Origin of the sequence: Pseudomonas edaphica, assembly GCF_965277385.1 — a bacterium.
Classification (GTDB): Bacteria; Pseudomonadota; Gammaproteobacteria; order Pseudomonadales; family Pseudomonadaceae; genus Aquipseudomonas; species Aquipseudomonas edaphica.
This window is the reverse complement of record NZ_OZ255725.1, coordinates 4005943-4029457: the sequence shown is the minus strand read 5'-3', so window position 1 is coordinate 4029457 and position 23515 is coordinate 4005943. Positions and strand designations below refer to the sequence as shown.

General features: G+C 59.3%; 21 protein-coding genes. 5 read left to right on the top strand and 16 right to left on the bottom strand.

What is annotated here, in order from left to right:
- Positions 1–17: 17 nt before the first annotated feature.
- The 6 genes from rodA to ACQY47_RS18290 all read right to left on the bottom strand — a co-directional run bounded on the left by rodA (position 18) and on the right by ACQY47_RS18290 (position 6016).
- A complete protein-coding gene (gene rodA, locus ACQY47_RS18315; RefSeq protein WP_050547734.1) occupies positions 18–1121 on the bottom strand; it encodes a rod shape-determining protein RodA in 1104 nt (367 codons plus the stop codon).
- A 31-nt stretch (positions 1122–1152) separates the two neighbouring features.
- The gene (mrdA, locus tag ACQY47_RS18310; RefSeq protein ID WP_428550789.1) at positions 1153–3051 is read right to left on the bottom strand and encodes a penicillin-binding protein 2; all 1899 of its coding nucleotides are present in this window, start codon (positions 3049–3051) and stop codon (positions 1153–1155) included.
- A gap of 15 nt (positions 3052–3066) precedes the next feature.
- On the bottom strand, positions 3067–3534 hold the full coding sequence (rlmH, locus tag ACQY47_RS18305) for a 23S rRNA (pseudouridine(1915)-N(3))-methyltransferase RlmH (RefSeq protein ID WP_003176297.1): 468 nt from the start codon (positions 3532–3534) through the stop codon (positions 3067–3069).
- A gap of 9 nt (positions 3535–3543) precedes the next feature.
- On the bottom strand, positions 3544–4038 hold the full coding sequence (gene rsfS, locus ACQY47_RS18300) for a ribosome silencing factor (RefSeq protein ID WP_003215432.1): 495 nt from the start codon (positions 4036–4038) through the stop codon (positions 3544–3546).
- 68 nt (positions 4039–4106) lie between these two features.
- Positions 4107–4751 carry a nicotinate-nucleotide adenylyltransferase gene (gene nadD / locus ACQY47_RS18295; RefSeq protein ID WP_017136048.1) on the bottom strand — a complete coding sequence of 215 codons (645 nt, stop codon included), beginning with the start codon at positions 4749–4751 and terminating at the stop codon, positions 4107–4109.
- Complete coding sequence (locus ACQY47_RS18290) at positions 4751–6016, bottom strand: glutamate-5-semialdehyde dehydrogenase (protein ID WP_138450447.1); 1266 nt, start codon at positions 6014–6016, stop codon at positions 4751–4753. The genes nadD and ACQY47_RS18290 overlap by 1 nt, the downstream gene beginning before the upstream one ends.
- Positions 6017–6190: 174 nt before the next feature.
- Between ACQY47_RS18290 and ACQY47_RS18285 the strand changes: the two genes are divergently transcribed.
- Together ACQY47_RS18285 and ACQY47_RS18280 are read left to right on the top strand one after the other, a co-directional pair.
- A complete protein-coding gene (locus tag ACQY47_RS18285; RefSeq protein ID WP_428550784.1) occupies positions 6191–6874 on the top strand; it encodes a DNA-3-methyladenine glycosylase in 684 nt (227 codons plus the stop codon).
- 155 nt (positions 6875–7029) lie between these two features.
- Positions 7030–8346, top strand: coding sequence for a bifunctional DedA family/phosphatase PAP2 family protein (locus tag ACQY47_RS18280; RefSeq protein WP_428550781.1), 1317 nt, complete (start codon positions 7030–7032; stop codon positions 8344–8346).
- Here the strand turns inward: ACQY47_RS18280 and ACQY47_RS18275 are convergent.
- Genes ACQY47_RS18275 through ACQY47_RS18265 form a run of 3 tightly spaced genes read right to left on the bottom strand, consistent with a single transcriptional unit; the run spans position 8340 to position 10021 of the window.
- Positions 8340–8933: an LON peptidase substrate-binding domain-containing protein gene (locus ACQY47_RS18275; protein WP_017136044.1), complete on the bottom strand. Its 594-nt coding sequence runs from the start codon at positions 8931–8933 to the stop codon at positions 8340–8342. The two genes, ACQY47_RS18280 and ACQY47_RS18275, sit on opposite strands and share 7 nt — an antisense overlap.
- A gap of 21 nt (positions 8934–8954) precedes the next feature.
- Complete coding sequence (locus ACQY47_RS18270) at positions 8955–9671, bottom strand: LrgB family protein (protein ID WP_017136043.1); 717 nt, start codon at positions 9669–9671, stop codon at positions 8955–8957.
- The gene (locus ACQY47_RS18265; RefSeq protein WP_428550776.1) at positions 9668–10021 is read right to left on the bottom strand and encodes a CidA/LrgA family protein; all 354 of its coding nucleotides are present in this window, start codon (positions 10019–10021) and stop codon (positions 9668–9670) included. Before ACQY47_RS18265 ends, ACQY47_RS18270 begins: the two co-directional genes overlap by 4 nt.
- Before the next feature lie 166 nt (positions 10022–10187).
- Between ACQY47_RS18265 and ACQY47_RS18260 the strand changes: the two genes are divergently transcribed.
- From ACQY47_RS18260 to ACQY47_RS18250, 3 genes are all read left to right on the top strand, one after another.
- A complete protein-coding gene (locus ACQY47_RS18260; protein WP_428550773.1) occupies positions 10188–10643 on the top strand; it encodes a MaoC family dehydratase in 456 nt (151 codons plus the stop codon).
- Positions 10644–10748: 105 nt separating this feature from the next.
- The gene (locus tag ACQY47_RS18255; RefSeq protein WP_017136041.1) at positions 10749–12467 is read left to right on the top strand and encodes a C13 family peptidase; all 1719 of its coding nucleotides are present in this window, start codon (positions 10749–10751) and stop codon (positions 12465–12467) included.
- A 29-nt stretch (positions 12468–12496) separates the two neighbouring features.
- Positions 12497–13138, top strand: coding sequence for an oxidoreductase (locus tag ACQY47_RS18250; RefSeq protein ID WP_017136040.1), 642 nt, complete (start codon positions 12497–12499; stop codon positions 13136–13138).
- 114 nt (positions 13139–13252) lie between these two features.
- On the opposite strand, the gene ACQY47_RS18245 is transcribed toward ACQY47_RS18250, so the two are convergent.
- The 7 genes from ACQY47_RS18245 to ACQY47_RS18215 all read right to left on the bottom strand — a co-directional run bounded on the left by ACQY47_RS18245 (position 13253) and on the right by ACQY47_RS18215 (position 23341).
- Entirely contained in the window at positions 13253–13537 is a 285-nt protein-coding gene (locus ACQY47_RS18245) for a YceK/YidQ family lipoprotein (protein ID WP_099547584.1), read from the bottom strand.
- Positions 13530–14159: a flavin prenyltransferase UbiX gene (ubiX, locus tag ACQY47_RS18240; protein WP_017136038.1), complete on the bottom strand. Its 630-nt coding sequence runs from the start codon at positions 14157–14159 to the stop codon at positions 13530–13532. The genes ACQY47_RS18245 and ubiX overlap by 8 nt, the downstream gene beginning before the upstream one ends.
- Positions 14156–15505, bottom strand: coding sequence for a UDP-N-acetylmuramate:L-alanyl-gamma-D-glutamyl-meso-diaminopimelate ligase (mpl, locus tag ACQY47_RS18235; protein WP_428550767.1), 1350 nt, complete (start codon positions 15503–15505; stop codon positions 14156–14158). The genes ubiX and mpl overlap by 4 nt, the downstream gene beginning before the upstream one ends.
- 113 nt (positions 15506–15618) lie before the next feature.
- Positions 15619–16335, bottom strand: coding sequence for a hypothetical protein (locus ACQY47_RS18230; protein ID WP_428550764.1), 717 nt, complete (start codon positions 16333–16335; stop codon positions 15619–15621).
- Between the two features lie 436 nt (positions 16336–16771).
- Positions 16772–17776: a hypothetical protein gene (locus ACQY47_RS18225; protein ID WP_428550761.1), complete on the bottom strand. Its 1005-nt coding sequence runs from the start codon at positions 17774–17776 to the stop codon at positions 16772–16774.
- A gap of 276 nt (positions 17777–18052) precedes the next feature.
- Positions 18053–21259 carry a hypothetical protein gene (locus ACQY47_RS18220; RefSeq protein WP_428550758.1) on the bottom strand — a complete coding sequence of 1069 codons (3207 nt, stop codon included), beginning with the start codon at positions 21257–21259 and terminating at the stop codon, positions 18053–18055.
- A gap of 171 nt (positions 21260–21430) precedes the next feature.
- Entirely contained in the window at positions 21431–23341 is a 1911-nt protein-coding gene (locus ACQY47_RS18215; RefSeq protein WP_169987403.1) for a sigma-54-dependent Fis family transcriptional regulator, read from the bottom strand.
- Between the last annotated feature and the right edge of the window lie 174 nt (positions 23342–23515).

Below are 23515 nucleotides of genomic sequence, written 5' to 3'. Positions count from 1 at the left end.
TGACATCTTCACCTTATTCAAACCTGCGCGATCCACTTGCGATGCGTGTGAATCGACATCAAAACCCCAAACGCTGACATCAATGTCACCAGCGAAGTTCCGCCGTAGCTAATGAACGGCAACGGCACCCCAACCACCGGCAACAGGCCACTGACCATACCGATGTTGACGAAAACGTAAACAAAAAAAGTCATGGTCAGGCTGCCGGCGAGCAATTTGCCAAACAGCGTCTGCGCCTGGGCGGTAATCACCAGGCCGCGACCAATCAGCAGCAAATAGATCAGCAACAGCGCGCAAATGCCCACCAGGCCGAATTCTTCGCCCATTACCGCAATAATGAAGTCGGTGTGGCTTTCGGGCAAAAAGTCCAGGTGTGACTGGGTGCCCAACAACCAACCTTTGCCAAATACGCCGCCGGAACCAATCGCCGCCTTGGACTGGATAATGTTCCAGCCAGTGCCCAGCGGGTCACTTTCCGGATCCAGGAAGGTCAGGATCCGCTGCTTCTGGTAGTCATGCATAAAGAAGAACCACATGGCCACCGCCACCGGGATCGCCGCCGCCAGCACGCTGAGGATCCAGCGCCAGCGCAGGCCGCCCATGAACAACACGAACGCCCCGCCCGCCAGGATCAGCAGCGAGGTGCCGAGGTCGGGCTGGCGCACAATCAAAATGAACGGCACGCCGATCAATATCAGGCTGATGCCCACGTGCTTGAGCTGCGGCGGCAAGGTGCGCTTGGACAAATACCAGGCAATGGTCGCCGGCATCAGGATCTTCATGAATTCCGACGGTTGGAAGCGAATTACCCCGGGAATGTTGATCCAGCGGGTCGCGCCCATGGCGTTGTGGCCCATTACGTCCACCACCACCAGCAGCAAAACACCGGCGACATACCCCAGCGGCACCCAGCGCGCCATGAAACGTGGCTCCAGCTGGGCGATAACCACCATCGACAACAGACCCAGGCCGAACGACGACGCCTGTTTGATCAGTAAGTCCCAGTTCTTGCCGCTGGCCGAATACAGCACGAACAGGCTGCCGGCCGCCAAGGTCAACAGCAGGATCAGCAACGGGCCATCAATGTGCAGGCGCTGCAGCAACGTCGCACGCCGACGCATCACATCCTCACTGGAGAGGATGCGGTCAAAATTACTCTTCACGGGCCGTAACCTCGGTGCTTGAAGGGGGGCCACCATATTCGGATTTGAGTCTGCCGTCGTCGGCCAACAGCCAAGCGTCCATGATCTGACGCACCACAGGCGCCGCGACGCCAGAGCCGGACTCGCCGTTCTCGACCATCACCGCCACCACGATTTTCGGGTCGTCGGCCGGCGCAAAGCCGACAAACAAGGCGTGGTCGCGGTGACGCTCCTGAACCTTGGAGCGGTCGTATTTCTCACCCTGCTTGATCGCGACCACCTGGGCCGTACCGCTTTTGCCGGCAATGCGGTATTGCGCGCCCGCCGCGGCCTTGCGCGCCGTGCCACGGGCACCGTGCATCACTTGCTGCATGCCGTGGTTGACCTTGGCCCAGTCGGACGGGTCGCGCAGCACGATGTCCGGAATCGGGTTTTCATCCACAGGCTTCTGGCCTTCGATGGTCTTGGCCAAGTGCGGGCGGTTCCACACGCCTTTGTTGGCCACCAGCGCGGTGGCCTGGGCCAGTTGCAGCGGTGTGGCCTGCATGTAGCCCTGACCGATGCCGAGGATCAGGGTTTCGCCCGGGAACCATGCCTGACGACGGGTCGCGCGTTTCCACTCCCGCGACGGCATCAAGCCAGGGGATTCTTCGAACATATCCAGGGAGACTTTCTGACCGAGGCCGAACTTGCCCATATAGGCAGACAGCCGATCAATCCCCAGCTTGTGGGCCAGGTCATAAAAATAGGTGTCGTTGGAGCGCATGATTGCGGTGTCCAGGTCGACATAGCCGTCACCGGTGCGGTTCCAGTTACGGTATTTGTGATCGTAGTTGGGCAGCATGTAGTAGCCAGGGTCGTACACGCGGCTCGATGCCGTGACCACACCCGAATCCAGACCGGCAATCGCCACCGCCGGCTTGATGGTCGAACCCGGCGGGTACAGCCCGCGCAGTACACGGTTGAACAACGGCCGGTCGATGGAATCACGCAACTCGGCATAGGCCTTGAAGCTGATACCGGTCACAAACAGGTTCGGGTCGAAACTCGGCTGGCTGACCATCGCCAGCACTTCGCCGGTGGCCGGGTTGAGCGCGACGACGGCGCCACGACGACCGCCCAGGGCCATCTCCGCCGCTTCCTGCAATTTGATGTCCAGGCTCAGCACAATGTCTTTGCCAGGGATCGGGTCGGTGCGCTTGAGCACACGCAGCACGCGGCCACGGGCGTTGGTCTCAACTTCTTCGTAACCCACCTGGCCGTGCAGCTCCGGCTCGTAGAAGCGCTCGATGCCGGTTTTGCCAATATGGTGGGTGCCGCTGTAATTCACCGGATCGAGGCTTTTCAGCTCTTTCTCGTTGATGCGCCCCATGTAGCCGACGGAGTGCGCAAAGTGTGCCCCTTGCGGGTAATGCCGCACCAACTGCGCCACCACTTCCACACCCGGCAAACGGAACTGGTTCACCGCAATGCGCGCGATCTGCTCTTCGTTGAGCTCGAACAGGATCGGCACCGGCTCGAACGGCCGACGCCCCTGCTTCATGCGTTTTTCGAAGATCGCGCGGTCTTCCGGCGTCAGTTGCAGTACCTCGACGATTACGTCGAGGACCTGCTGCCAGTCGCCGGAACGCTCGCGGGTCATGCTCAGGCTGAAGCTGGGCCGGTTGTCCGCCACCACCACGCCATTGCGGTCGAAAATCAGCCCGCGGGTTGGCGGGATCGGCTGCACATGCACCCGGTTGTTTTCCGACAACGTGGAGTGATAGTCGTACTGGATCACCTGCAGGTAATACAGGCGCGCAATCAGCACCGCAATCAAGCCCACCACCAAAAAAGCGCCAAACACCACGCGCGAACGTACCAGACGTGCGTCTTTCTCGTGGTCCTTGATGCGGATCGGCTGGGTCATCGGCAATGGCGCAGATTATTTGTGGTAAGGGTGCCCGGACAGAACTGTCCAGGCGCGATACAGCTGTTCACCGATCAGAATCCTTACCAACGGGTGCGGCAACGTGAGTGCCGACAGCGACCAGCGCTGGTCCGCCCGCGCGCAGACTTCCGGCGCCAGCCCTTCCGGGCCGCCGACCATGAAGTTGACGGTACGCGAGTCCAGGCGCCAGCGATCCAGCTCCACCGCCAACTGCTCGGTGCTCCAGGGCTTGCCGTGCACCTCGAGGGTGACGATGCGCTCGTTGGGGCCGACCTTGGCCAACATGGCTTCGCCTTCCTGACGGATAAAGCGCGCCACATCGGCATTCTTGCCCCGGGTGTTGAGCGGTATTTCCACCAGTTCCAGCGACAGCTCAGCGGGCAGACGCTTGGCATACTCGTGCCAGCCTTCTTCCACCCACTTGGGCATGCGTGAACCGACAGCGATCAGACGCAGGCGCACAGCCGTTCCTTATTCCTGGTCTTTGTTGAGCTTGTCGAAGTGCGCATGGCCCACTTCCGGGCTGTGGTGCTTGCCATCAGCCGCACGGCTCTGCTCGGCGCCTTTCCACAGACGCTCCAGGTCGTAGAACTGGCGGGCGTTGCTGGTCATCATGTGAACGATCACGTCGTCCATGTCCAGCAGTACCCAGTCGCTGTCGCCCTTGCCTTCTTCACCCAGTGGCTTGACGCCTTGGGCTTTGACGGCTTCGCGAACCTTGTCGAGCATCGCGCCGATCTGGCGGTTGGAAGTACCGGTAGCAATGATCATGAAGTCGGTGATGCTTTGCTTGTCGCGCACGTCCAGCACCTGAATGTCCTGGGCTTTAACGTCTTCCAGGGCAGCCACGGCGACTTTTACCAGCTCTTCGCCAGCCAGCTCAGGGCCGGTGTGCGCTTCTACTGGCAGCGGGGCGCTTTTGAAAGTGCCTTTGCGCTTAACTTTGCTTACGTCTTTGTTCGTCATATAAAACTCGTTTTGCTCGTATGTTCGGGCGCCCGCTGCACGAATGTTCGTGCGATCAAGCGCGCCTTTTAGTTCGACGCACGGTAAAGCCCGTGCGCATCGATGTAGGCCAGGACCGCGTCAGGCACCAGGAAACGTACCGACTTCCCGCTGGCCAGCAGTTGACGGATCTGGGTGGCGGACACCGCAAGCGGGGTCTGCCAGACGAATGCAATATTCCCGTTCGGCCCGGTCAGGGCCAAGGGGTCACTTACCGACCGCGCGGCCAGCAGGTTGCGCAAGGCATCCGGCGGTTCGCTGTCGGCATCCGGGCGTTGCAAAACCAGGATGTGGCAATGCTGGAGGAGTTCCTCCCAGCGATGCCAAGAGGGCAGGCCGCAAAATGCGTCCCAGCCCAAAAGCAGAAACAACTGGTCATCTGCGGCCAACTCGGCGCGCATCAGTTCCAGGGTGTCGACAGTGTAGGACGGTTTATCGCGTTTGAGTTCGCGGTCGTCCACCACCAGCGGCGGTATACCTTCTACAGCCAGGCGCACCATCTCCAGGCGTTGCTGCGCAGACACCTGCGGCATATCGCGATGGGGTGGCCGCGCGTTAGGCATCACGCGTAACTCATCCAGCGCGAGGGCATCCGCGACTTCCAGGGCACTGCGCAAATGGCCGATGTGCACGGGGTCGAAGGTGCCGCCGAGCAGCCCGATGCGTTTACCCATCAAGTGCGCACATGACCGTCGCCGAACACCACGTACTTCTCGCTGGTCAGACCTTCCAGGCCAACCGGGCCGCGTGCGTGGAGCTTGTCGGTGGAAATGCCGATCTCCGCCCCCAGGCCATACTCGAAGCCGTCGGCAAAACGCGTCGAGGCGTTGATCATCACCGAGGCGGAATCCACTTCGGTGAGGAAACGCCGGGCATCGCTGAAATGCTCGGAAACAATAGCGTCGGTGTGCTTGGAGCCGTATTTATTGATGTGTTCGATGGCCTGGTCCAGGTCATCAACGATGCGGATCGACAGGATCGGCGCCGTGTACTCGGTGTACCAGTCGTCTTCAGTCGCTTCGATCACGTCCGCGCCCAGCAGTGCACGGGTACGTTCGCAGCCACGCAGTTCCACGCCCTTGTCACGGTAGATGGCAGCCAGCGGCGGCAGCACGCGCTCGGCAATGCCAGCGTGTACCAGCAGGGTTTCCATGGTGTTGCATGGCGCGTAGCGGTGGGTCTTGGCGTTGTCGGCGATGCGGATCGCCTTGTCGAGGTCGGCCGCGATGTCGATGTACACATGGCACACGCCGTCCAGGTGCTTGATTACCGGCACCTTGGCATCACGGCTGACGCGTTCGATCAGGCTCTTGCCACCACGCGGCACGATCACGTCGACGAATTCCGGCATGGTGATCAACGCGCCTACGGCGGCGCGGTCGGTGGTTTCCACCACCTGCACCACTTCAGCCGGCAGCTCGGCCACGGCCAGGCCTTGCTGGATGCACACAGCAATGGCGCGGTTGGAATGAATGGCCTCGGAACCGCCACGCAGGATGGTGGCGTTGCCCGACTTGAGGCACAGGCTCGCGGCGTCGATGGTCACGTTCGGGCGCGACTCATAGATGATGCCGATCACGCCCAGCGGCACGCGCATCTTGCCGACCTGAATGCCGGAGGGCAGGTAGCGCATATCGCGGATTTCACCGATGGGGTCAGGCAGCTTGGCCACCTGACGCAGGCCTTCGATCATGTCGTCGATACGTGCCGGGGTCAGCGCCAGACGGTCCAGCAGGGCCGGCTCCAGGCCATTGGCGCGGCCGTTGGCCAGGTCCAGTTCGTTGGCGGCGGCCAGCTCGGAGCGCGAAGCATCCAGAGCATCGGCGGCAGCCAGCAAGGCACGGTTCTTCTGCGCAGTGCTCGCACGGGCGATCAACCGCGAGGCCTGCCGGGCAGCGCGACCCAGGCGGGTCATGTAGTCAAGAACGGACTCAGTCATGGTCAGGGAGTCTTGGCAAAGAGGAAAGCGGCAGATTATAGCTGTGACGCCGCCCGACTGACAGCGGTGAGGGGCGGATGGTCGAAATGAACTGTAAAAACTTGGGGTTCAGCGGTAATTAAGGTGGGAGTTGTTATTATTCGGTCACATTTAGCCGTATTAACCTTTGCCGCCATGTCCATTTGTGCCCCCCAGCTCCCCGCCAGCGCCCTGCCCGACAGCTTCTTCGACCGTGACGCGCAAATACTTGCGCGCGAATTGCTCGGCAAAGTCATCCGCCACCGCGTCGGTGAAACCTGGCTTTCGGCGCGAATTATCGAAACCGAAGCCTATTACGTGGCCGAAAAAGGCAGCCATGCCTCACTCGGTTACACAGAAAAGCGTAAGGCTTTGTTTCTGGATGGTGGCCACATCTACATGTACTACGCCCGTGGCGGCGATTCACTGAACTTCAGCGCTCACGGCCCCGGCAATGCGGTGCTGATCAAATCGGCTTATCCGTGGGTCGATGAGCTGTCCGGCCCGGCGAGCCTGGCGCAGATGCTGCTCAACAACCCGGACGCCAATGGCCACCCACGCCCATCGCAAAAACTTTGCGCCGGCCAAACGCTGCTGTGCAAAGCCCTGGGCCTGAAAGTGCCGATGTGGGACGCCAAGCGCTTCGACCAGGAACTGCTGTTTGTTGAAGACGTGGGCCAAACCCCGACGCAAATCATCCAGACCACCCGCCTGGGCATCCCCAGCGGGCGCGATGAACACCTGATGTACCGCTTCGTGGATGCGGGTTATGCACCGTATTGCACCCGGAACCCGCTGCGCCGGGGCCAGGTCGAAGGCCGTGATTATTTTTTGATTTGAACAGACAGAAGCAGCCCAGCAGATCGAATGTGGGAGCTGACTTGCCTGCGATAGCGGTTGAACATTCACTCTCGAGGTGACTGACACACCGCCATCGCAGGCAAGCCTGCTCCCACAGTTGATCGCCACTGCCGACATAAATGGAGTGAAGTTTTATGGGCCAATGGCTCGATAGCATTACCGGCTGGCTCACACTGAACCCCGAATGGCTGGCGGTGGCGGTATTTATCGTCGCGTGCGTTGAATGCCTGGCCATCGCCGGTCTGATCGTGCCAGGCACCGTCTTGCTGTTTGCCATTGCGGCCCTGGCCGGCAGCGGTGCGCTGTCGTTGAGTGAAACCTTGCTGCTGGGCTTTCTCGGCGGCTTGCTGGGCGACGGCGTTTCCTACTACCTGGGCCGACACTTCCATCAGAACATCCGCCGCCTGCCCGGTTTACGCCACCATCCGGAATGGATGAACGGCGCCGAAACCTACTTCCACAAGTACGGCATCGCCAGCCTGCTGGTCGGGCGTTTCATCGGCCCGCTGCGCCCCATGCTGCCGATGGTGGCGGGCATGTGCGACATGCCGTTCCCACGCTTTGCCGCCGTAAGCATTGTGGCCGCCGCCGGCTGGTCGGTGGCCTACCTGCTGCCGGGCTGGGCCACTGGCGCCGCCTTCCGCCTGCCGCTGCCGGAAGGTTTCTGGCTGGAAGCCGGGATTGTCGCCGGGTGTATCGCGGTATTGCTGGGGCTGAGCTTGAACAGCAGCCTGCGCGGCCATCGTCGCGCCACTGTGTGGGTCGGTTGCGCCAGCCTGACTTTGTTGATCGCCCTGTTTATCGGCTATCCCCACCTCAATCACTTCGATCAGGGCCTCAGTGCTTTGGTCCAGGAGCATCGCAGCCCGTGGCTGGACGAGGTGATGGTGCGGATTACCCAACTGGGTGAATTCAGGAAGATGTTTATCGCCAGCGCGATTTTCACTGGCCTGCTGCTGGTGGCGCGGCAATGGCGGCATGCCCTGTTCGTCGGTGCTACGTTGGCGGGGGCGGCAGTGATCAACACGGGCACCAAGCTGTTTTTCGCCCGCGGCCGCCCGGAAATCCTCACAGAACCACTGACCAGTTTCAGCATGCCCAGCGGCCACGCCTCCGGCGCCTTTGCGTTCTTTCTCGCACTGGCGGTGCTGGCCGGGCGCGGGCAACCCACACGCCTGCGCCTGACCTGGATGTTGCTGGGCTGTATTCCCGCCGCTTTTATTGCGCTGTCACGGGTTTACCTGGGCGCGCATTGGCCCACGGACATACTGGCCGGCACGCTGCTGGCGATGACGGTGTGCGCCTTCAGCCTGGCCGTCATCCAGTATCGAAGCCCGCTGCCGGCCATGCCGCAGAAAACCTGGTGGCTGCTGCTCCCGGTGCTGGTGGCGGTGCTGAGCTTTATCGCCCTCACCGGCACACCCCACGCCCTGTTGCGCTACGCCTACTGAGTGAACAGTTCGCCCTGCAACTCGTCGAGCAGCATCTGGATCGCATCCAGGCGTTGCTGCGGGTCATCGAGTTGCAGCAGGTCGATCTTGTCGGCCTCGGTGAACGGCAGCAGATACGCCAGCTGATTGCCCAAGGCTTGCTGCCCCTCGGCATGCGCGTCCATGTCCAGCGAAGCCACCATCGGGTGCTCGGCCAGGGCCTGGAGCAACGCCAGCAGGTCGGCGTCCTCTTCTTCCAAAGGCTGGTCGGGCAGCTCCTCGAGCCATTGCACCTCGGCCACCAGCAACTGATCCTTCTGCACGCCGGCGTCGCGCACGCGGAAGCGGCGGCCACCTTCGACGCGAATCCCCAGCAGGCCGTTATCCTGCTGCTTGAAATCGCGGATCAGCGCTTCACAACCGATCAGCGCGTAGCCGTCCGGGGCCATGCCGACTTCCTTGCCGTCGAGGATGCACACCACACCAAAGCTTTCGCCCTTTTTCATGCAGCGGCTGATCATGTCCAGGTAGCGCGCCTCGAACAGTTGCAAGTCGAGGGTGCAGCCAGGGAACAGCACGGTATTGAGCGGGAACAGCGCCAGACTCATAAAGGTTTCCTTAAACCTGGTTTAAACGATCACCGACACGGCCAACGGCAGGAAAACCGCCGTGCCCACGCCCATCAGACTCATGGCCAACGCCGCGAAGGCGCCGCACTCTTCACTTTCCTGCAAGGCCACCGAGGTGCCGACGGCGTGGGCGGTCATGCCCAGCGCCATGCCACGCGCCTCGGGGCTGTGCACACCGAGGCGCGACAGGTACGCCGGGCCGATCATCGCGCCGATCACCCCGGTGATCAGCACAAACACCGCCGCCAGCGCGGCCACCCCGCCGATCTGCTCAGCCACCAGCATGGCAATCGGCGAGGTCACCGACTTGGGCGCCATGGTCATCAGCATCATGTGTTCGGCGCCGAACCACCAGCCCAGCAGCACACACAAGCCGGTGGCCACCACCCCGCCTATCACCAGCGTAGTAAAAATCGGCCAGAACAATTGACGAATCCGTCGCAGGTTCAAGAACAGCGGCACCGCCAAAGCCACCGTCGCCGGGCCGAGCAGGATGCCCATGATCTCGGTGCTCTTGCGGTACTCGACGTAGGTCAGGCCGCAACTGAGCAGCACGCCGATCACCAGCAGCATCGACACCAGCACCGGCTGCAGGAAGACCCAGCGGGTTTTCTCGAATGCCGCCAGCACCAGTTGATAGGCGCCGAGGGTGATGCCGATGCCGAACAACGGATGATGAATAACCGCAGCCCACGCGCCCTGCCAGTCGCCGATCATTGATCGCGCTCCTTGCGCTTGACCATGCGCTGCATCAGCACGCCGACAAAACCCATGGCGATCACCAGCGACAAAACGAGCGCGCCGATGATGGCCCAGAAATCGGCGGCAATGTCCTTGGCGTAGACCATCACGCCCACCGCCGGCGGCACCAGCAGCAACGGCAAGTAACGTAACAGGCTGCTGGCAGCCAGGCTCAGGGGCTCGCCGACTTCACCGCGCCAGATCAAAAAACCCAGCATCAGCAGCAAGCCAATAATCGGCCCCGGCAGCACCGGCAACAGCAAATGGTTGATCGCGGTGCCGATCAATTGAAACAGCAGCAGCCAGGTCAGGCCCCGTAACAGCATCGCTCTCTCCCCCCTCTAAAGCTGGGACGCATTATAAGCACGCCCGCCATATGCTTCGGCATTCGCCAAAAGCATGGTGGGTTGACCGGGTGGGTTGCCCATGATGATCTACATTGGTTCTCTGTAACTCATAAAAAACAGAATCGATGAACCAAGGAGAGTCGCAATGCCCTATGTACCTGTAGCGCAGCTCAAAGATTATGTCGGCAAGGAACTGGGACGTTCCGAATGGCTCACCATCGACCAGGCGCGTATCAACCTGTTCGCAGAAGCCACCGGCGATCATCAGTTCATCCACGTCGACCCGATCAAGGCCGCCAAGACCCCGTTCGGCAGCACCATCGCCCACGGTTTCCTGTCGCTGTCGTTGATGCCCAAGCTGATGGAAGACATCCTGATCATGCCCGAAGGCTTGAAGATGGCCGTCAACTATGGCCTGGACAGCGTGCGTTTTATCCAGCCCGTGAAGGTTGACTCCAAGGTCCGCCTGAACGTCACCCTCACCGACGTGACCGAGAAAAAACCTGGCCAATGGCTATTTAAGGCCACCGCCACCCTGGAAATCGAAGGCCAGGAAAAACCTGCTTACATCGCCGAGTCGCTGTCACTCTGCTTCGTGTAAGGCCGGGCCTGTGGCGAGGCAATAAACCTTGCCACAGTGTATGTAAATTTATGTATGAATCTCGCAGCTGCGGCATACTCGGCGCTCAATTATCCGGATCCCGCTATGCGCCCACTCGCTCCCCTTGCCCTTGCCCTGTTGCTCACCGCTTGCGGAGACGGCGAATCGCTGTTGCCGCCCGATGCGCGCCTGCCCGACGGCGGCCGTTACCGGGGTGATGTGGTCAACGGTTTGCTGCAAGGCCAGGGCCGCGTGGACTACCCCAATGGCAGTTGGTACGCCGGCCAGTTCGACAAAGGCCAGTGGCACGGCCAGGGCGAATGGCATGGCAGCAACGGCGAGGTCTATAAAGGCCAGTTCCAGCAAGGCCTGTTCGATGGCCAAGGCAGCCTGACCACGGCGGGCAGCAGCTACGTCGGCGGTTTCAAGAATGGGCGACGCAACGGCGAAGGCACCCTCAAAGAGGGGCAGATGACCTATCGCGGCGAATTCAAAAACGATCAATATTCCGGCCTTGGCCGCCTGGAATTGGCCGACGGCAGCCAGTACCAGGGCCAGTTCGTGCACGGCAAACCCAATGGCGAAGGCCAGCGCAACGACGACAGTGGCAACCAGTTCAGTGGTCGTTTTGTCGATGGCCAGCTTGAAGGCAATGGCACCTTCAACAGTGCCGACGGCGATATCTATGTCGGCCAGTTCAAACAGAACCAGCTCAACGGCAAGGGCCGTTATGAAAACGCCGACGGCGACGTGTGGATCGGCCAGTTCAAGGAAGGCGCGCTCAGCGGCAAAGGCGAGTTGATCGGTGTGGACGGCAGCCACTACGTGGGCCAGTTCAGCGAATGGCGCTTCAGCGGCGAAGGCCGTCTGAACCTCACCGACGGCAGTTTCTATGTCGGCGGTTTCGACAGCGACAGCTACCAGGGCAAAGGCACCCTGGTACTCACCGACGGCACCGTGCAGGCCGGCACTTGGGTCAACGGCATGCGCGTGCGCGATGCCGACGGCAAGTTGCTGCCCGACCCACTGGAGGTCGGCATACTGGCCCAAGGCCGCTTGCTCGATGCCGCCCTTGCCGCCGTGCCACCCTCCACGCCTGCCGTCGAGCTGTACACCCTGGTATTGGCCGGCGATGGCAAACAAAGCGTGTTCCTGCGCGAAGCCGATTACGTCAGCAACATGCTCGCCACGCGCTTCGGTGCGCGCGGGCAGATTCGTCTGGTCAACCACCGCGACCACATCGCCGACCGCCCGCTGGCCACCCGCGAAAGCCTGCGCCGCGCTGTGCAAACCCTGGCCGAACGCACCGGGCCGCAAGACCTGGTGTTTATCTACATGACCAGCCACGGCACCCACGAACATGAACTGGTGCTCGACCAGCCGCGCATGGAGCTGGCCGACCTGCCCGCCGATGAACTGGCCGCCGTGCTTGCGCCGTTAAAGGACCGCGACAAGATCATCGTGATTTCCGCCTGCTACTCCGGTGGGTTTATCCCGGCCCTGAAGGACGAGCACACGCTGATCATGACCGCCTCGCGCGCGGATCGCGTGTCCTTCGGTTGCTCCGAGGAAGCGGACTTCACCTACTTCGGCGACGCCTTGTTCGCCCAGGCCTTCAACCAGACCGACGATTTGCAACAAGCCTTCAAACTGGCGCAGCTGCACGTGGCCGAGCGTGAACAGGCGGACAACTTCGAAGCCTCTGAACCGCAGATCTGGGCGCCCAAAGGCGTGATCGCCCACTGGCAATTGTTACGTAAACAGCAGGCACGAAAGGCGCTCGAAAGCGTCTCAATGAATAGCAAGGAAGCCAAAGGCAACTAAGCTGTAACGTGTAACAAGGGGGAAACACCATGTACCTGACACCTCAGCATATCCTGCTCGCCGGCGCCTCCGGCCTGACCGGCGAACACCTGCTCGACCGCCTGCTCAACGAACCCACGGTGACCCGCGTACTGGCACCTAGCCGCAAGCCGTTGGCCGAACACCCACACCTGGAAAACCCGGTGGGCGACCCTGCAGTGTTCCTGCCGCAACTGAGCGGCCAGGTTGATATCGCCTTCTGCTGCCTGGGCACCACGATTAAAAAAGCCGGTTCAGAAGAAGCCTTCCGTGCGGTCGACCTGGACATGGTGGTGGCCTTCGCCAAGCGCGCACGGGAGATGGGCGCTCGGCACCTGATCGTGATCAGCGCGATTGGCGCCGACCCGAAATCCTCGATTTTCTACAACCGCGTCAAAGGCGAAATGGAGCAAGCGCTCAAGGCTCAGGACTGGCCGCAACTGACCATCGTACGGCCTTCGTTGCTGCTGGGGGAACGCTTGGAATCGCGCCTGGCCGAGAAAATCGCCGGGCCGTTGTCGCGGTTGATTCCGGGCAAATACCACGGTATCGAAGTCTGCGAACTGGCCCGCGCCATGTGGCGCCTGGCGCTGGAAGAGCAGGATGGCGTGCGGGTGGTGGAGTCGGATGAGTTGCGCAAGCTCGGCAAATGATCTAGCAGCGCCTGTGCGGGCCCCATCGCAGGCAAGCCAGCTCCCACCTTTGGAAGGCATTCCCCTGTGGGAGCCGGGCTTGCCCGCGATGGGGCCCGCACACTCAACGCAACACTAAAGCCCGCCCGTTGCGTTAAACCCCACACCCAACACCGTCAATAACGACAGCGGCAACAGCAAGGTGTCGAGCAACGCGCTGGCCGGCAGATCCACATGCGGATAGCTCGGCGCCTCAGCGCCAAATCGATCCTTGGCGCAACAGCCGCCATTGATCGCATACACATCCAGCCGCGTGCCGGCATACACCACCGGCGCCCCAGGTTGCGCGGCATCCAGCGTGCGCGCCGTGGCGCAGCCTGTCAGTTGCAGCGCCAACATTACCAGCAGCGCCTTATTCATCGCTGCTCAAATGGTGCTCGCCCCAACGTGGCAGCATGTCCTGGGGAATGTTCAGCAGGTTGAGAATGCGCGCCACTACAAAGTCCACCAGGTCATCGATGGTTTGCGGCTGGTGATAAAACCCTGGCGAGGCCGGCAAGATGGTCACGCCCATGTTCGACAGCTTGAGCATGTGCTCCAGGTGAATGCTCGAATACGGCGCCTCGCGCGGCACCAGGATCAACTGGCGGCGCTCCTTCAAGGTCACGTCAGCCGCCCGCTCGATCAGGTTGTTGCAGGCGCCCGTGGCAATCGCCGACAAGGTGCCGGTGGAGCACGGCACTACCACCATCGCCGCCGGCGCACCGGAGCCGGACGCTACCGGCGACATCCAGTCTTCTTTACCGTACACCTTGATCTGCCCGGCAGCCGCGCCGGTGTACTCGGTGAGGAAGGCTTGCATCATCTGCACCTTGGCCGGCAGTTGCACATCCGTCTCGGTGGCCAGCACCAATTGCGCGGCCTTGGAAATCAGGAAGTGCACCTCGCGGTCTTCGCGCACCAGGCAGTCCAGCAAGCGCAGGCCGTAAGGCGCACCGGACGCGCCGGTCATCGCCAGGGTAATGCGTTCCGGGCCACTCATTTGAGCGCCTCGGCCAGCTTGCCGTGCAGGCCACCGAAACCGCCGTTGCTCATGACCACCACATGGGTGCCGGGCTTGGCTTGATGTTTGACGTGTTCGATGATCGCTTCAATGGAGTCGCACACGATGGAAGGCACCGTGCACAGCGCCGCAATCGCCGGCAGGTCCCAGCCGAGGTTAGTCGGGGCGTACCAAACCACCTGGTCGGCGTCGTTGACGCTTTCCGGCAAACCATCGCGGTGCGCGCCGAGTTTCATGGAATTGGAGCGCGGCTCAATAATGGCAATGATATTGGCATCACCGACGCGCTTGCGCAGGCCATCCAGCGTGGTCGCAATGGCTGTTGGGTGGTGGGCAAAGTCGTCGTAGATGGTAATCCCGTTCACATCAGCGACTTTTTCCATACGGCGTTTCACGCTCTTGAACGCGCTCAAGGCGGCGATGCCCATGGAAGGCACCACGCCCACATGCCGTGCGGCCGCCAGGGTGACCAAGGCATTGGCGACGTTATGTTGACCGGTCATGTCCCATTCGACGACGCCTTGGGCCTCCCCCTCGAACAGCACTTCAAAGCGCGAGCCGTCATCGCTGAGCAACTTGACCTGCCACTGCCCGCCCGCGCCGGTGGTTTGCACCGGCGTCCAGCAGCCCATGTCGATCACGCGCTGCAGGGCCGGCTCGGTGGTCGGGTGGATCACCAGGCCTTCGCTGGGGATGGTGCGCACCAAATGGTGGAACTGGCGCTCAATGGCGGCCAGATCAGGGAAAATGTCCGCGTGGTCGAACTCAAGATTGTTGAGGATCGCGGTGCGCGGGCGGTAATGGACGAACTTGGAGCGCTTGTCGAAGAAAGCGCTGTCGTATTCATCGGCCTCAATCACAAAAAACGGCGTATCGCCCAAACGCGCCGACACCGAGAAGTTCTGCGGCACACCGCCGATCAGGAAACCCGGACTCATGCCCGCATGCTCAAGCACCCAGGCCAGCATGCTGCTGGTGGTGGTCTTGCCATGGGTGCCCGCCACAGCAAGAACCCAGCGACCTTGCAGCACATGGTCGGCCAGCCATTGCGGGCCGGAGACATAGGGCAAGCCCTTGTTGAGTACATATTCGACCGCCGGGTTACCACGTGACATGGCGTTACCGATCACCACCAGATCCGGGACCGGGTCGAACTGTGAGGGGTCGTAACCTTGGGTCAGCTCAATACCCTGGGCCTGAAGCTGCGTGCTCATGGGCGGATAAACGTTGGCGTCGGAGCCAGTAACGTGATGGCCCAACTCTTTGGCCAGGACCGCCATCGAACCCATGAATGTGCCGCAGATACCCAGAATATGAATGTGCATAGTTGACCTCGTAAACATCGAGGCAGGTTAGCGCAGGGAGTAGGAAATCGCACCTTTTAAACGGTCAGCGGGCGAGCGAAATGCGTCTGGCATTTCGCTCGATAGTGCCATCCTCAAGCGATGGCGGGTGCTTGAGTGTTGCGCTGACTGGCTTTCAAAGCAGCGAGCAAACGCAGGTTTTCATAGGCCTCGTCCATGCGCTTGAACTTCTTGTCGATCAGGTCTAGACGCCCTTCTGCATCGGCAGGTATGGGTTCGCCGGGTTTATATGGTTTAAAAATAATACCGTTCTGCCGAGTGATCTTCTTCAATTGTTGCTCAGAGAACCTGAGTATCTTTTCCAGGTTGCTTAAGCGTGCGTCGTTATCGGTTGGCCAACGTTCACTCTTGGTAAATACACGGTTGTTCTCGCCCAACAGAATCATGACGGTGGAGCCCATGCCCAACAGCTTTATCTCGAAATCATCCAGGCGCTGGTCAATCGTGCCTGACGAATCGGCTGTCGAATCGGGCGTCGAATCAACGTGCTCGTCAGCGTCACCTTTTTTGGGCGGGCTGCTGGCGCCGGGCAAAAACGGTGGCGGCAATACACCAGGGGCGTAAGAAGACTTGATCCGCTCTCCGGCGGCCACGGAGCCTGCATAGGCTGCTACGTTGATCGGCGCGCTGACCATCCCGGTGATACCGGCACTGATAGCCGCATCACGAGCAACGCGCAGGGCGCTTGGCCCGGTATCAATCACACCGGCCTTGACCAGTCTGTCGGCATCAAAAACTCGCTTGGCAGCCTCCGCCACACTGATAGGCGCCTGCTTGCGCAAATTGGCCATCATCAACTCGTCATTGGCCTTGATTTTATTGATCTGCATGACAGTGCTCCCCGCGTCCTTGAACCCACCGCCCTGGGGCTTGGGTGCAGGCCCGGGCTTGCCCGGCGGCGCGGGTTTAGGATCTGGTTTCGGCTTGGGCGGCACTGGCGGACGTGGGCGCGGTGGTAACGGCGGCGGCACAGGAGCAGGAGCAGGTGGTGGAGATGGAGGTCTCGGCCCAGTACTTCTCTATGCCAATCAATCAGCGGCGATAGCGCTATGCGCAAAATCAGCAGAAACCGGAAGCACTCACATAAGCACGTCATAAAAAATTACTTCACCCGCAAGAAAAGCCCGCACTCTTCAATCAGAGTGCAGGTCAATCTGAGTGCAGGCGTTCAGCGCAGCGTCGACCTCGTTCCCGCCAATCGCCTAACCCGTGACACGCGCCGGCCTACTAGTTGGCACTGCCCGATACTTTCCCCTTTAAGACACCGAACAGTGCCGTCAGGGCCGCCAGCCTGGAATCGATGACAGCTGTGCGGGTCTTTATATCGTCGCTATCACCGCCCGAGGTAGCAGGTTGAAACTTAACGCCGTAATTTTGTGCATCCTTAACCAGTTCGGGCTCGCAATAGTCAAGTATTGCATCGAGAGAATCCAAACGTTCCTCATCGGTTTGCGCTGCCCATTTGTCCGATGGCCCAACATGCCCTTCGCCCCGCAGATTGGCTAAGGTATTGGCCACTTGAAATACACTTGTCTGTTTACGATCGACGAGCTTTCCTTCATCAACGGGGGCGCCCTCAGCAACGGTGACACCCTCAGCAACGGTGACACCCTCAGCAACGGGGGCACCCTCAGCAACGGGGGTTGCACTGAGGTGAGGCTTAATAGTTTCATTGATAGCTCCGATGGTCACAAAAGCAACTATCGTAACTGGCAAAGTAATCGATGAAGTCACCAGTGCATTTTTATACGCCTTACCCAGCTCAAACTTGGACTCAGCCCCTGAGGCTTTGCTTAAATCCGCCGCATTTTCCTCAAGCGCTCGAGAAGAGAACGGTGGAACCTCTTGCCCATCGACTCGACCCGGTGTGGGCTGACCGAACAACTTGTCACGGGCTTCAGCATCTTTTTGCGTTTGCCACTTTTTCCTGTTCGCTTCTCTATAGTCAACCACTTGCGAAGCAGTGGCATTTGTATCAGGGGCCTCCCCCGGCTGTCGTTGGCCACTGGCGTGCCCCGGACCTTCGAGGGATATCACTTGCTTATCGATGAACCCCTGATCAAAACCGTTATTGCTACCGTCTGCGGGTTTGGCCGCTGCCGCGCCCTCTATCTTGGGAGCATCAGGTGTTCTTACAGGGCCAGGCGTCTCGCTTCTGGTCCATCCGCCACTGAAAAAACTCGAAATCTTTGAGCATACCAATGGCCGTTCAACTGCATTTGCAAATATCATAACGTTCTGCCTAATAATTAGTTTTAATTAGAAAGCCATCCATTTCCTTCAGCCATTAGGTGACACAAATACCTCATACAGTTCCAGGTTATAAAAAATACACACCCGCCACTGACCTACAACAACGTCGGCAAAAACGATCCAGGCACACAGGCACAGTGCGTCAGCCGCACGGATACTAAAAATCGCAGCCCGACGACTCAACCAAACGCGAACTTATTAACAACTCAGACGGGCGCGGCGACTTTTTTCGCTAAGCCGCGCCCGTTAAAACCATTATGGTTTATCCGAAGGCGTCAGTGCATTCAGCACTCCAAACTGTGCTAACTGAGGGCCAAAGGGTGTATTGGTAACAGTACTGTATGCATACCAAGCGCCCTTTTTAAATAGCGCAACTACTGGCCTGCTTACACCGTCCGACTCCACCTGATAGAAGCCCTTGACAATATCACCCTCCTTGTAATTTCCTGTCACCTCATAAAATCTGTAATTCCCTTTCAGTCGAGCAAGCACCTCATCTGAATGTTTGCGTACCGTCTTTAAATCCTTACCTAAGGCGACTATCCCCCGTTTAAAATTTTTCGGCAGATCAACGATATCGGTAACACCCACAGAAGCACCGATCCCTGCAAAAAAAGACCGTTTGAGCACCTTGCCTGCTGACTTACCAAGCTTCAAGGCCCTATTCGCGGCACTCGCCCCAGGGAGAAAAAACCCTAAAAAATCGAACCCGATATTAAAAGCTGCGCCCGCAACATTGCCGTCGATCGCATCTTTAATACCATCATAGAAGGGAATAAGCGAAAGGAGAAAATTGTTGACAGCTTGATTAGCCCTGGTGTTCTTTTCAATCCTCGTTTCACCGAAAAGCTTTGTTTTTAAATAATCATAATCCTTGGTAAAAAAATCACCCACCACGGCACCCAGCGAACCGTTCCGTTGAGAAAAATACGGCGTTCTTGCTTCACCGATTACATCAGGCGAATCACGCTCATTATTGGTGGCAAATTCTGTAAACACATTGTACGTGCCAGGGACTCGTGCCTCGTAACCCGAAGAAAAATACCTGCGATCGTCAAAGTTTGGCTGCTCTGCCGGCACTCCCTTTTCCTTAACGATTTTTCCCAGGGCTGGAAAATAACTAAAGTACTCAACCGCCCCCTCCCCGCCCTCAACTTTCATAAGCAAGCCTTGCCCCCCTTCCAACTCTTTGAGTTCGTGTGGAGTGGGCTTTCGGGGTTGGCGTCCGGGGTAAAGCTGTCGGCTGTTCGTTTCCTCTGTGCCCAAAAAAGGACGGGACACTCGCATGAACGTTACAGTTGATTGACTTATACGATCCTGTTCAGCCATAGACAGCAAAGACGCCTGATATTTGAACTGAATTGCCCACCCCGCGGCCTGAGTCTTTTTATAGCCCTCAAACTTCTCAGCAAACGTTTGGCCGATATTGTTATCAAGCTCAGAAAAGCGAGACTTCATCTGCGTCCAAGGCAACTCTTTTTCATCACGTGACTTCCACCTGTCTGGCTCAAAAGGTTTCGTCATATAGACATCAAGTGGCGATACGATATAACGGCTATCCATGACACTGCATAAGGTTGTCTTGGTCGGATCAACATCCGGGTACACCCGTTTGAACTCAGACAGCGCCTCCGACTCCCGCGTCGGTGGCGGCTTCAACAACTCAGTGCGTGCCCATTCCAGTTCCCTTTTCTGCTTCTTTAACACGCGCTGTGATTGCTCAACTTCCTCGGGCGTATATTGACCGTCGGGGCTGTATTTTATCACCTTGTTAGCGACCCCCCACGCCCTAAGCGGATTGATCGACATGCTTGCTAACGCGTCCTCATCCTCAAGGATATTAAGTTGCACATCGGCATAGTCCACTATTTGACGAAACGTCATGTTTCCCGATGCGCCGCCGCGATCTTCCTGCTCTACCAGTGCAACCGCTATTGAAAATTCCGCCCACGTATAAGACCCAAAAACAAGTTCGGGAGGAATATTTTTTACTTTGAGTTCAGGGGCGACGGCGGACAGTAATAGCTGCGCAGCAAGAGGGGCCACATCCGCGCCCAGTTTAGTCTCAAGATAAGTCGTAAAACGTTTAACGATCTCAGAAGCGCTAGCCCCCATATTGTCACGCTGATAGAGGTTATAACCCGCCACGTTGAAGCATGACTTATCTGGGTTAGGATCAAGGTCCTGCAAGAGTGCCGCAGTCAATGCCTCAATCGCACCGGTCGGCGACTCTGCTGAGCTGATTCTTTTTTGTATGTCCAGGCCCAACGTCTGTGCATCGGGCGTCCGAATGAGCTGGTCCAATGCCAATGAGGGATTGTCCAGAATCATCTTCTGGGCAGGCGCCCCAGGCCTGTTCATCAGGCTACGTATAAAACTGCCTGCTCCTGCGTGAGAATCAGGAGCCGGGCTTGCATGTTTCAACTTCCACGGATCCACTACCGCCTTCATCTTGCGCAACGCAGTTTTATTCAGCAGTCCAGCAATATGCCTGACGCCCCCACCGTCGGCCCCAGGCATCCGATGGGCAAGGTCAAAGGAGAGTGCGTTCGCCAAGCCAAGCGCCTGCGCACGGTTGCCAGGTAGCTTATGCCCCTTATTTTCGAGCATCTGAGCAACACTTATCTCCCGGCGCTGCTCCTCGATAAACAAACTTGAACGTCGGTCAATCGGGACCATAACGTTATTCAGATCTATTTTCCCTTCAGCATCGTCTACCTGGGCGTTCAGCGCAGCGATTAGTGCATGACGATTAGCGTCATCACCCAGCGCCTTGCCCTGCTCCACTAACGCCTCGACAGATCGCTGGGACGCATGACCCACAGGTGCGAACTCAAACGCTGACCCGGCCTTCAATTTCTCTCGATGCGCGGCGGCTTGCGAAGGCGAGAGATCGATAGGTTCTGCGTAAAATCGACCCACCGTGTACAGCGGCACCTTACCGTCCGGCCAAGGATAACTGAACGCCTGCCCAGGCTTTGGAGCGATCACCCTGGCAATCGACAACAGCACCCTGGAGATGTCCGACCAACCCGAATTGTCTTCTAAGGAAAAAGTGTGGATCTTGCCATTTACAATTCCAGTCAATTCCCCGGCGAACGGATCCACTTTGAGGCTTTTGCTATCAAGGCCCTGTTCTTTCGCCCACGATAAAAACCCCCGGCTTTTAAAGGCGTCGTCCAATTGGGTCCGCCAACGACCGAGTGTGGACTGCGCAGGCACTTGAACATCCATTGGCCCCATTGAGGTGTGAAAGGAGCGCGTCGCTAATGCTAACGCGTAGGGCCTCGCCAACTGAGCGTCAGCCACCGCCCGGGTCTCGGGGGTGTCAGGCACCTGAGCATCCGTGTTGCGTTCATCATGTGCTTTATCGGCGCTAACCCTGGCGCCAGCCGCAGGAGGCTCATCGGCCCCTGTACTGGATAAGATGGGTGATACTTTCACTGCTTCAATATTTGTCATTTCCACACCCGAACCCGAATAAAAACAAGTAACTATTCCGAGACTGAGTGGTTCACAACTGTACAAATCACACAAAAAACATCAGGCAAGGTTTATCCAAACGTTTCAACCCACTTCTCTCATCGGTGACTAAAAGCGGGCACTATGAGGGCTGCAGTAACAACGCGCAGATCACGCGTGTGAACAACGTTCAATTCCGTGCCGGCGTAACTTCCTGTAAAGCGTATTCCGGCTCACGCCTAAACTTTCTGCCGTGCGGGACATGTGCCAATGTTGCTGTTTGAGTGCATTGAGTAACGCTACACGCTCTGCATCGTCCAGAACGCCCCCCTGCTGGGGCTCTAAAGCCCTCACGGGGCGCGGTTGGCGAATGATGGGCGGCAGGTCTTCAACGCTGATTTTCCCGTCCTCGCACAACGCCGCCAAAGTACGCAACACGTTGCGCAATTGCCGAATGTTTCCCGGCCAGGCGTAGTCCAGCAAAGCGCGGCGCGCTGGCTCATCAAGCACCACCGCTTGCCCTGCGGCTTCCTCCGCCAGCAAAAACGCCAGTAATTGCGCTTTGTCGCTACGGTCGCGCAAGGGCGGCACGGCAATCTCAAGGCCGTTGAGGCGATAGTAAAGGTCTTCGCGGAAGCTACCGTCGGCAACACGCGCTAACAGGTCGCGGTGGGTCGCGCTGATGATTCTGACGTCCACCGCCTGCGGCGCGCCCCCGATGGGCACCACCACGCGGTCTTCCAGCACCCTTAAAAGACGGGTTTGCAACGCGAAAGGCATGTCGCCTATCTCATCGAGAAACAGGGTGCCGCCATCGGCCTGCTGTAATTTACCGCGCATGCCTTCTTTCAGCGCGCCGGTAAAGCTGCCGCCGCGATAACCGAACAACTCGCTTTCAATCAGGTTTTCCGGGATGGCGGCGCAATTAAGCGCAACGAAAGCCTTGTCGGCGCGCTGGCTGGCTTGATGCACCGCCTTGGCGAAGGCTTCTTTACCACAGCCGGTTTCGCCGTTGATCAACAGGGGCACGTCGCGCTCGAATACCCTGAGGGCCTTGCGAAAATCACTCTGTAACACCGGGTCGCCGAGGCAGATGCCCGGCAGGCGCGGTGCCTCGGGCTTGGCCATCGGCGCCGGCGGTGTACTCCGTGCCTGACCACGCAACGCAGCGAACAAATGCCGGCCATCGCGCGTACGCAACGGCCAACTGGCGGTGGCATTGGCACTGGCGCGGCCGAGCAACTGGTCCAGCGAGCATTCGAAAAACGCTTCCACCGGCTGCCCCAGCAAACCGCCCCGCGCCTGGCCCAGCAGGTTCAGGGCGCTCTGGTTGACCGCACAGATACGTCCGTCACCATCGAAGGCCAGCAGCCCTTCGCTGAACAACCCCACAGATTCCGCCTGCAAGTGAAAGCGCAGCAGCCAGTGCTTTTCAAAATGGCGCAGGAAGTAACAACTTTCGATCATCTTGGCCGACAAGTTCACCAGCGCCATGGTGTGGAACTGGCTTTGGCGCGACACCGCCTCACGTGCAGAAGACACATCCAGCACGGCCAGCAGTTCTCCATGGGGATCGAACACCGGGCTCGCTGAGCAGGTCAGACCGGTGTGGCGGCCGCGAAAATGCTCATCGCGGTGAATGGTCAGCGACTGGCGCTCCACCAGGCAGGTGCCGATGCCATTGGTGCCCTCGCACGCCTCGCTCCAGTCGGCCCCCAGCCATAGCCCCGCACGCTCGAACACCTTGCGCTCGGCCGGCGCGGTAACGCAGTTGAGGATCACCCCACGCGCATCGGTGAGCAGCACCGCATGGCCGGCGCCGGAAAGTTGTTGATGCAGGCTGTTCATCTCACTGCCGGCAATGCGCAGCACTTGCTGCAAGCGCTCGCGACTTTCCAGCAGGCGCCCGTGTTCCAGCACGGTGGGCGCCATGGTCAGCGCGGGGTCGAGGTGATAGTCCTCCAGGCACCGCAACCAGGACCGGGCGATGGACGGGTCGCTGCCGGGGCCGTGGGCGAGGTCTTGCCCACGGGTGACGGTGAGGACCTGTTGAGCATGGCGACTGAAATGATCGTTGTGCATGTTCTTATTATTCTCCCTGCGTGAGAGCAGCCAGCATCCCCCAGCCATCCGGCCATTGCAATCCCGCGCCGACCCACCGGTCACAGGGTGTATCGCTTATGGCACAAACTGTCACACCGACTGTGCCAGCCTTGTCACCGTAACGCCTCGCAACAAAGCTCAAACCCTTGATTT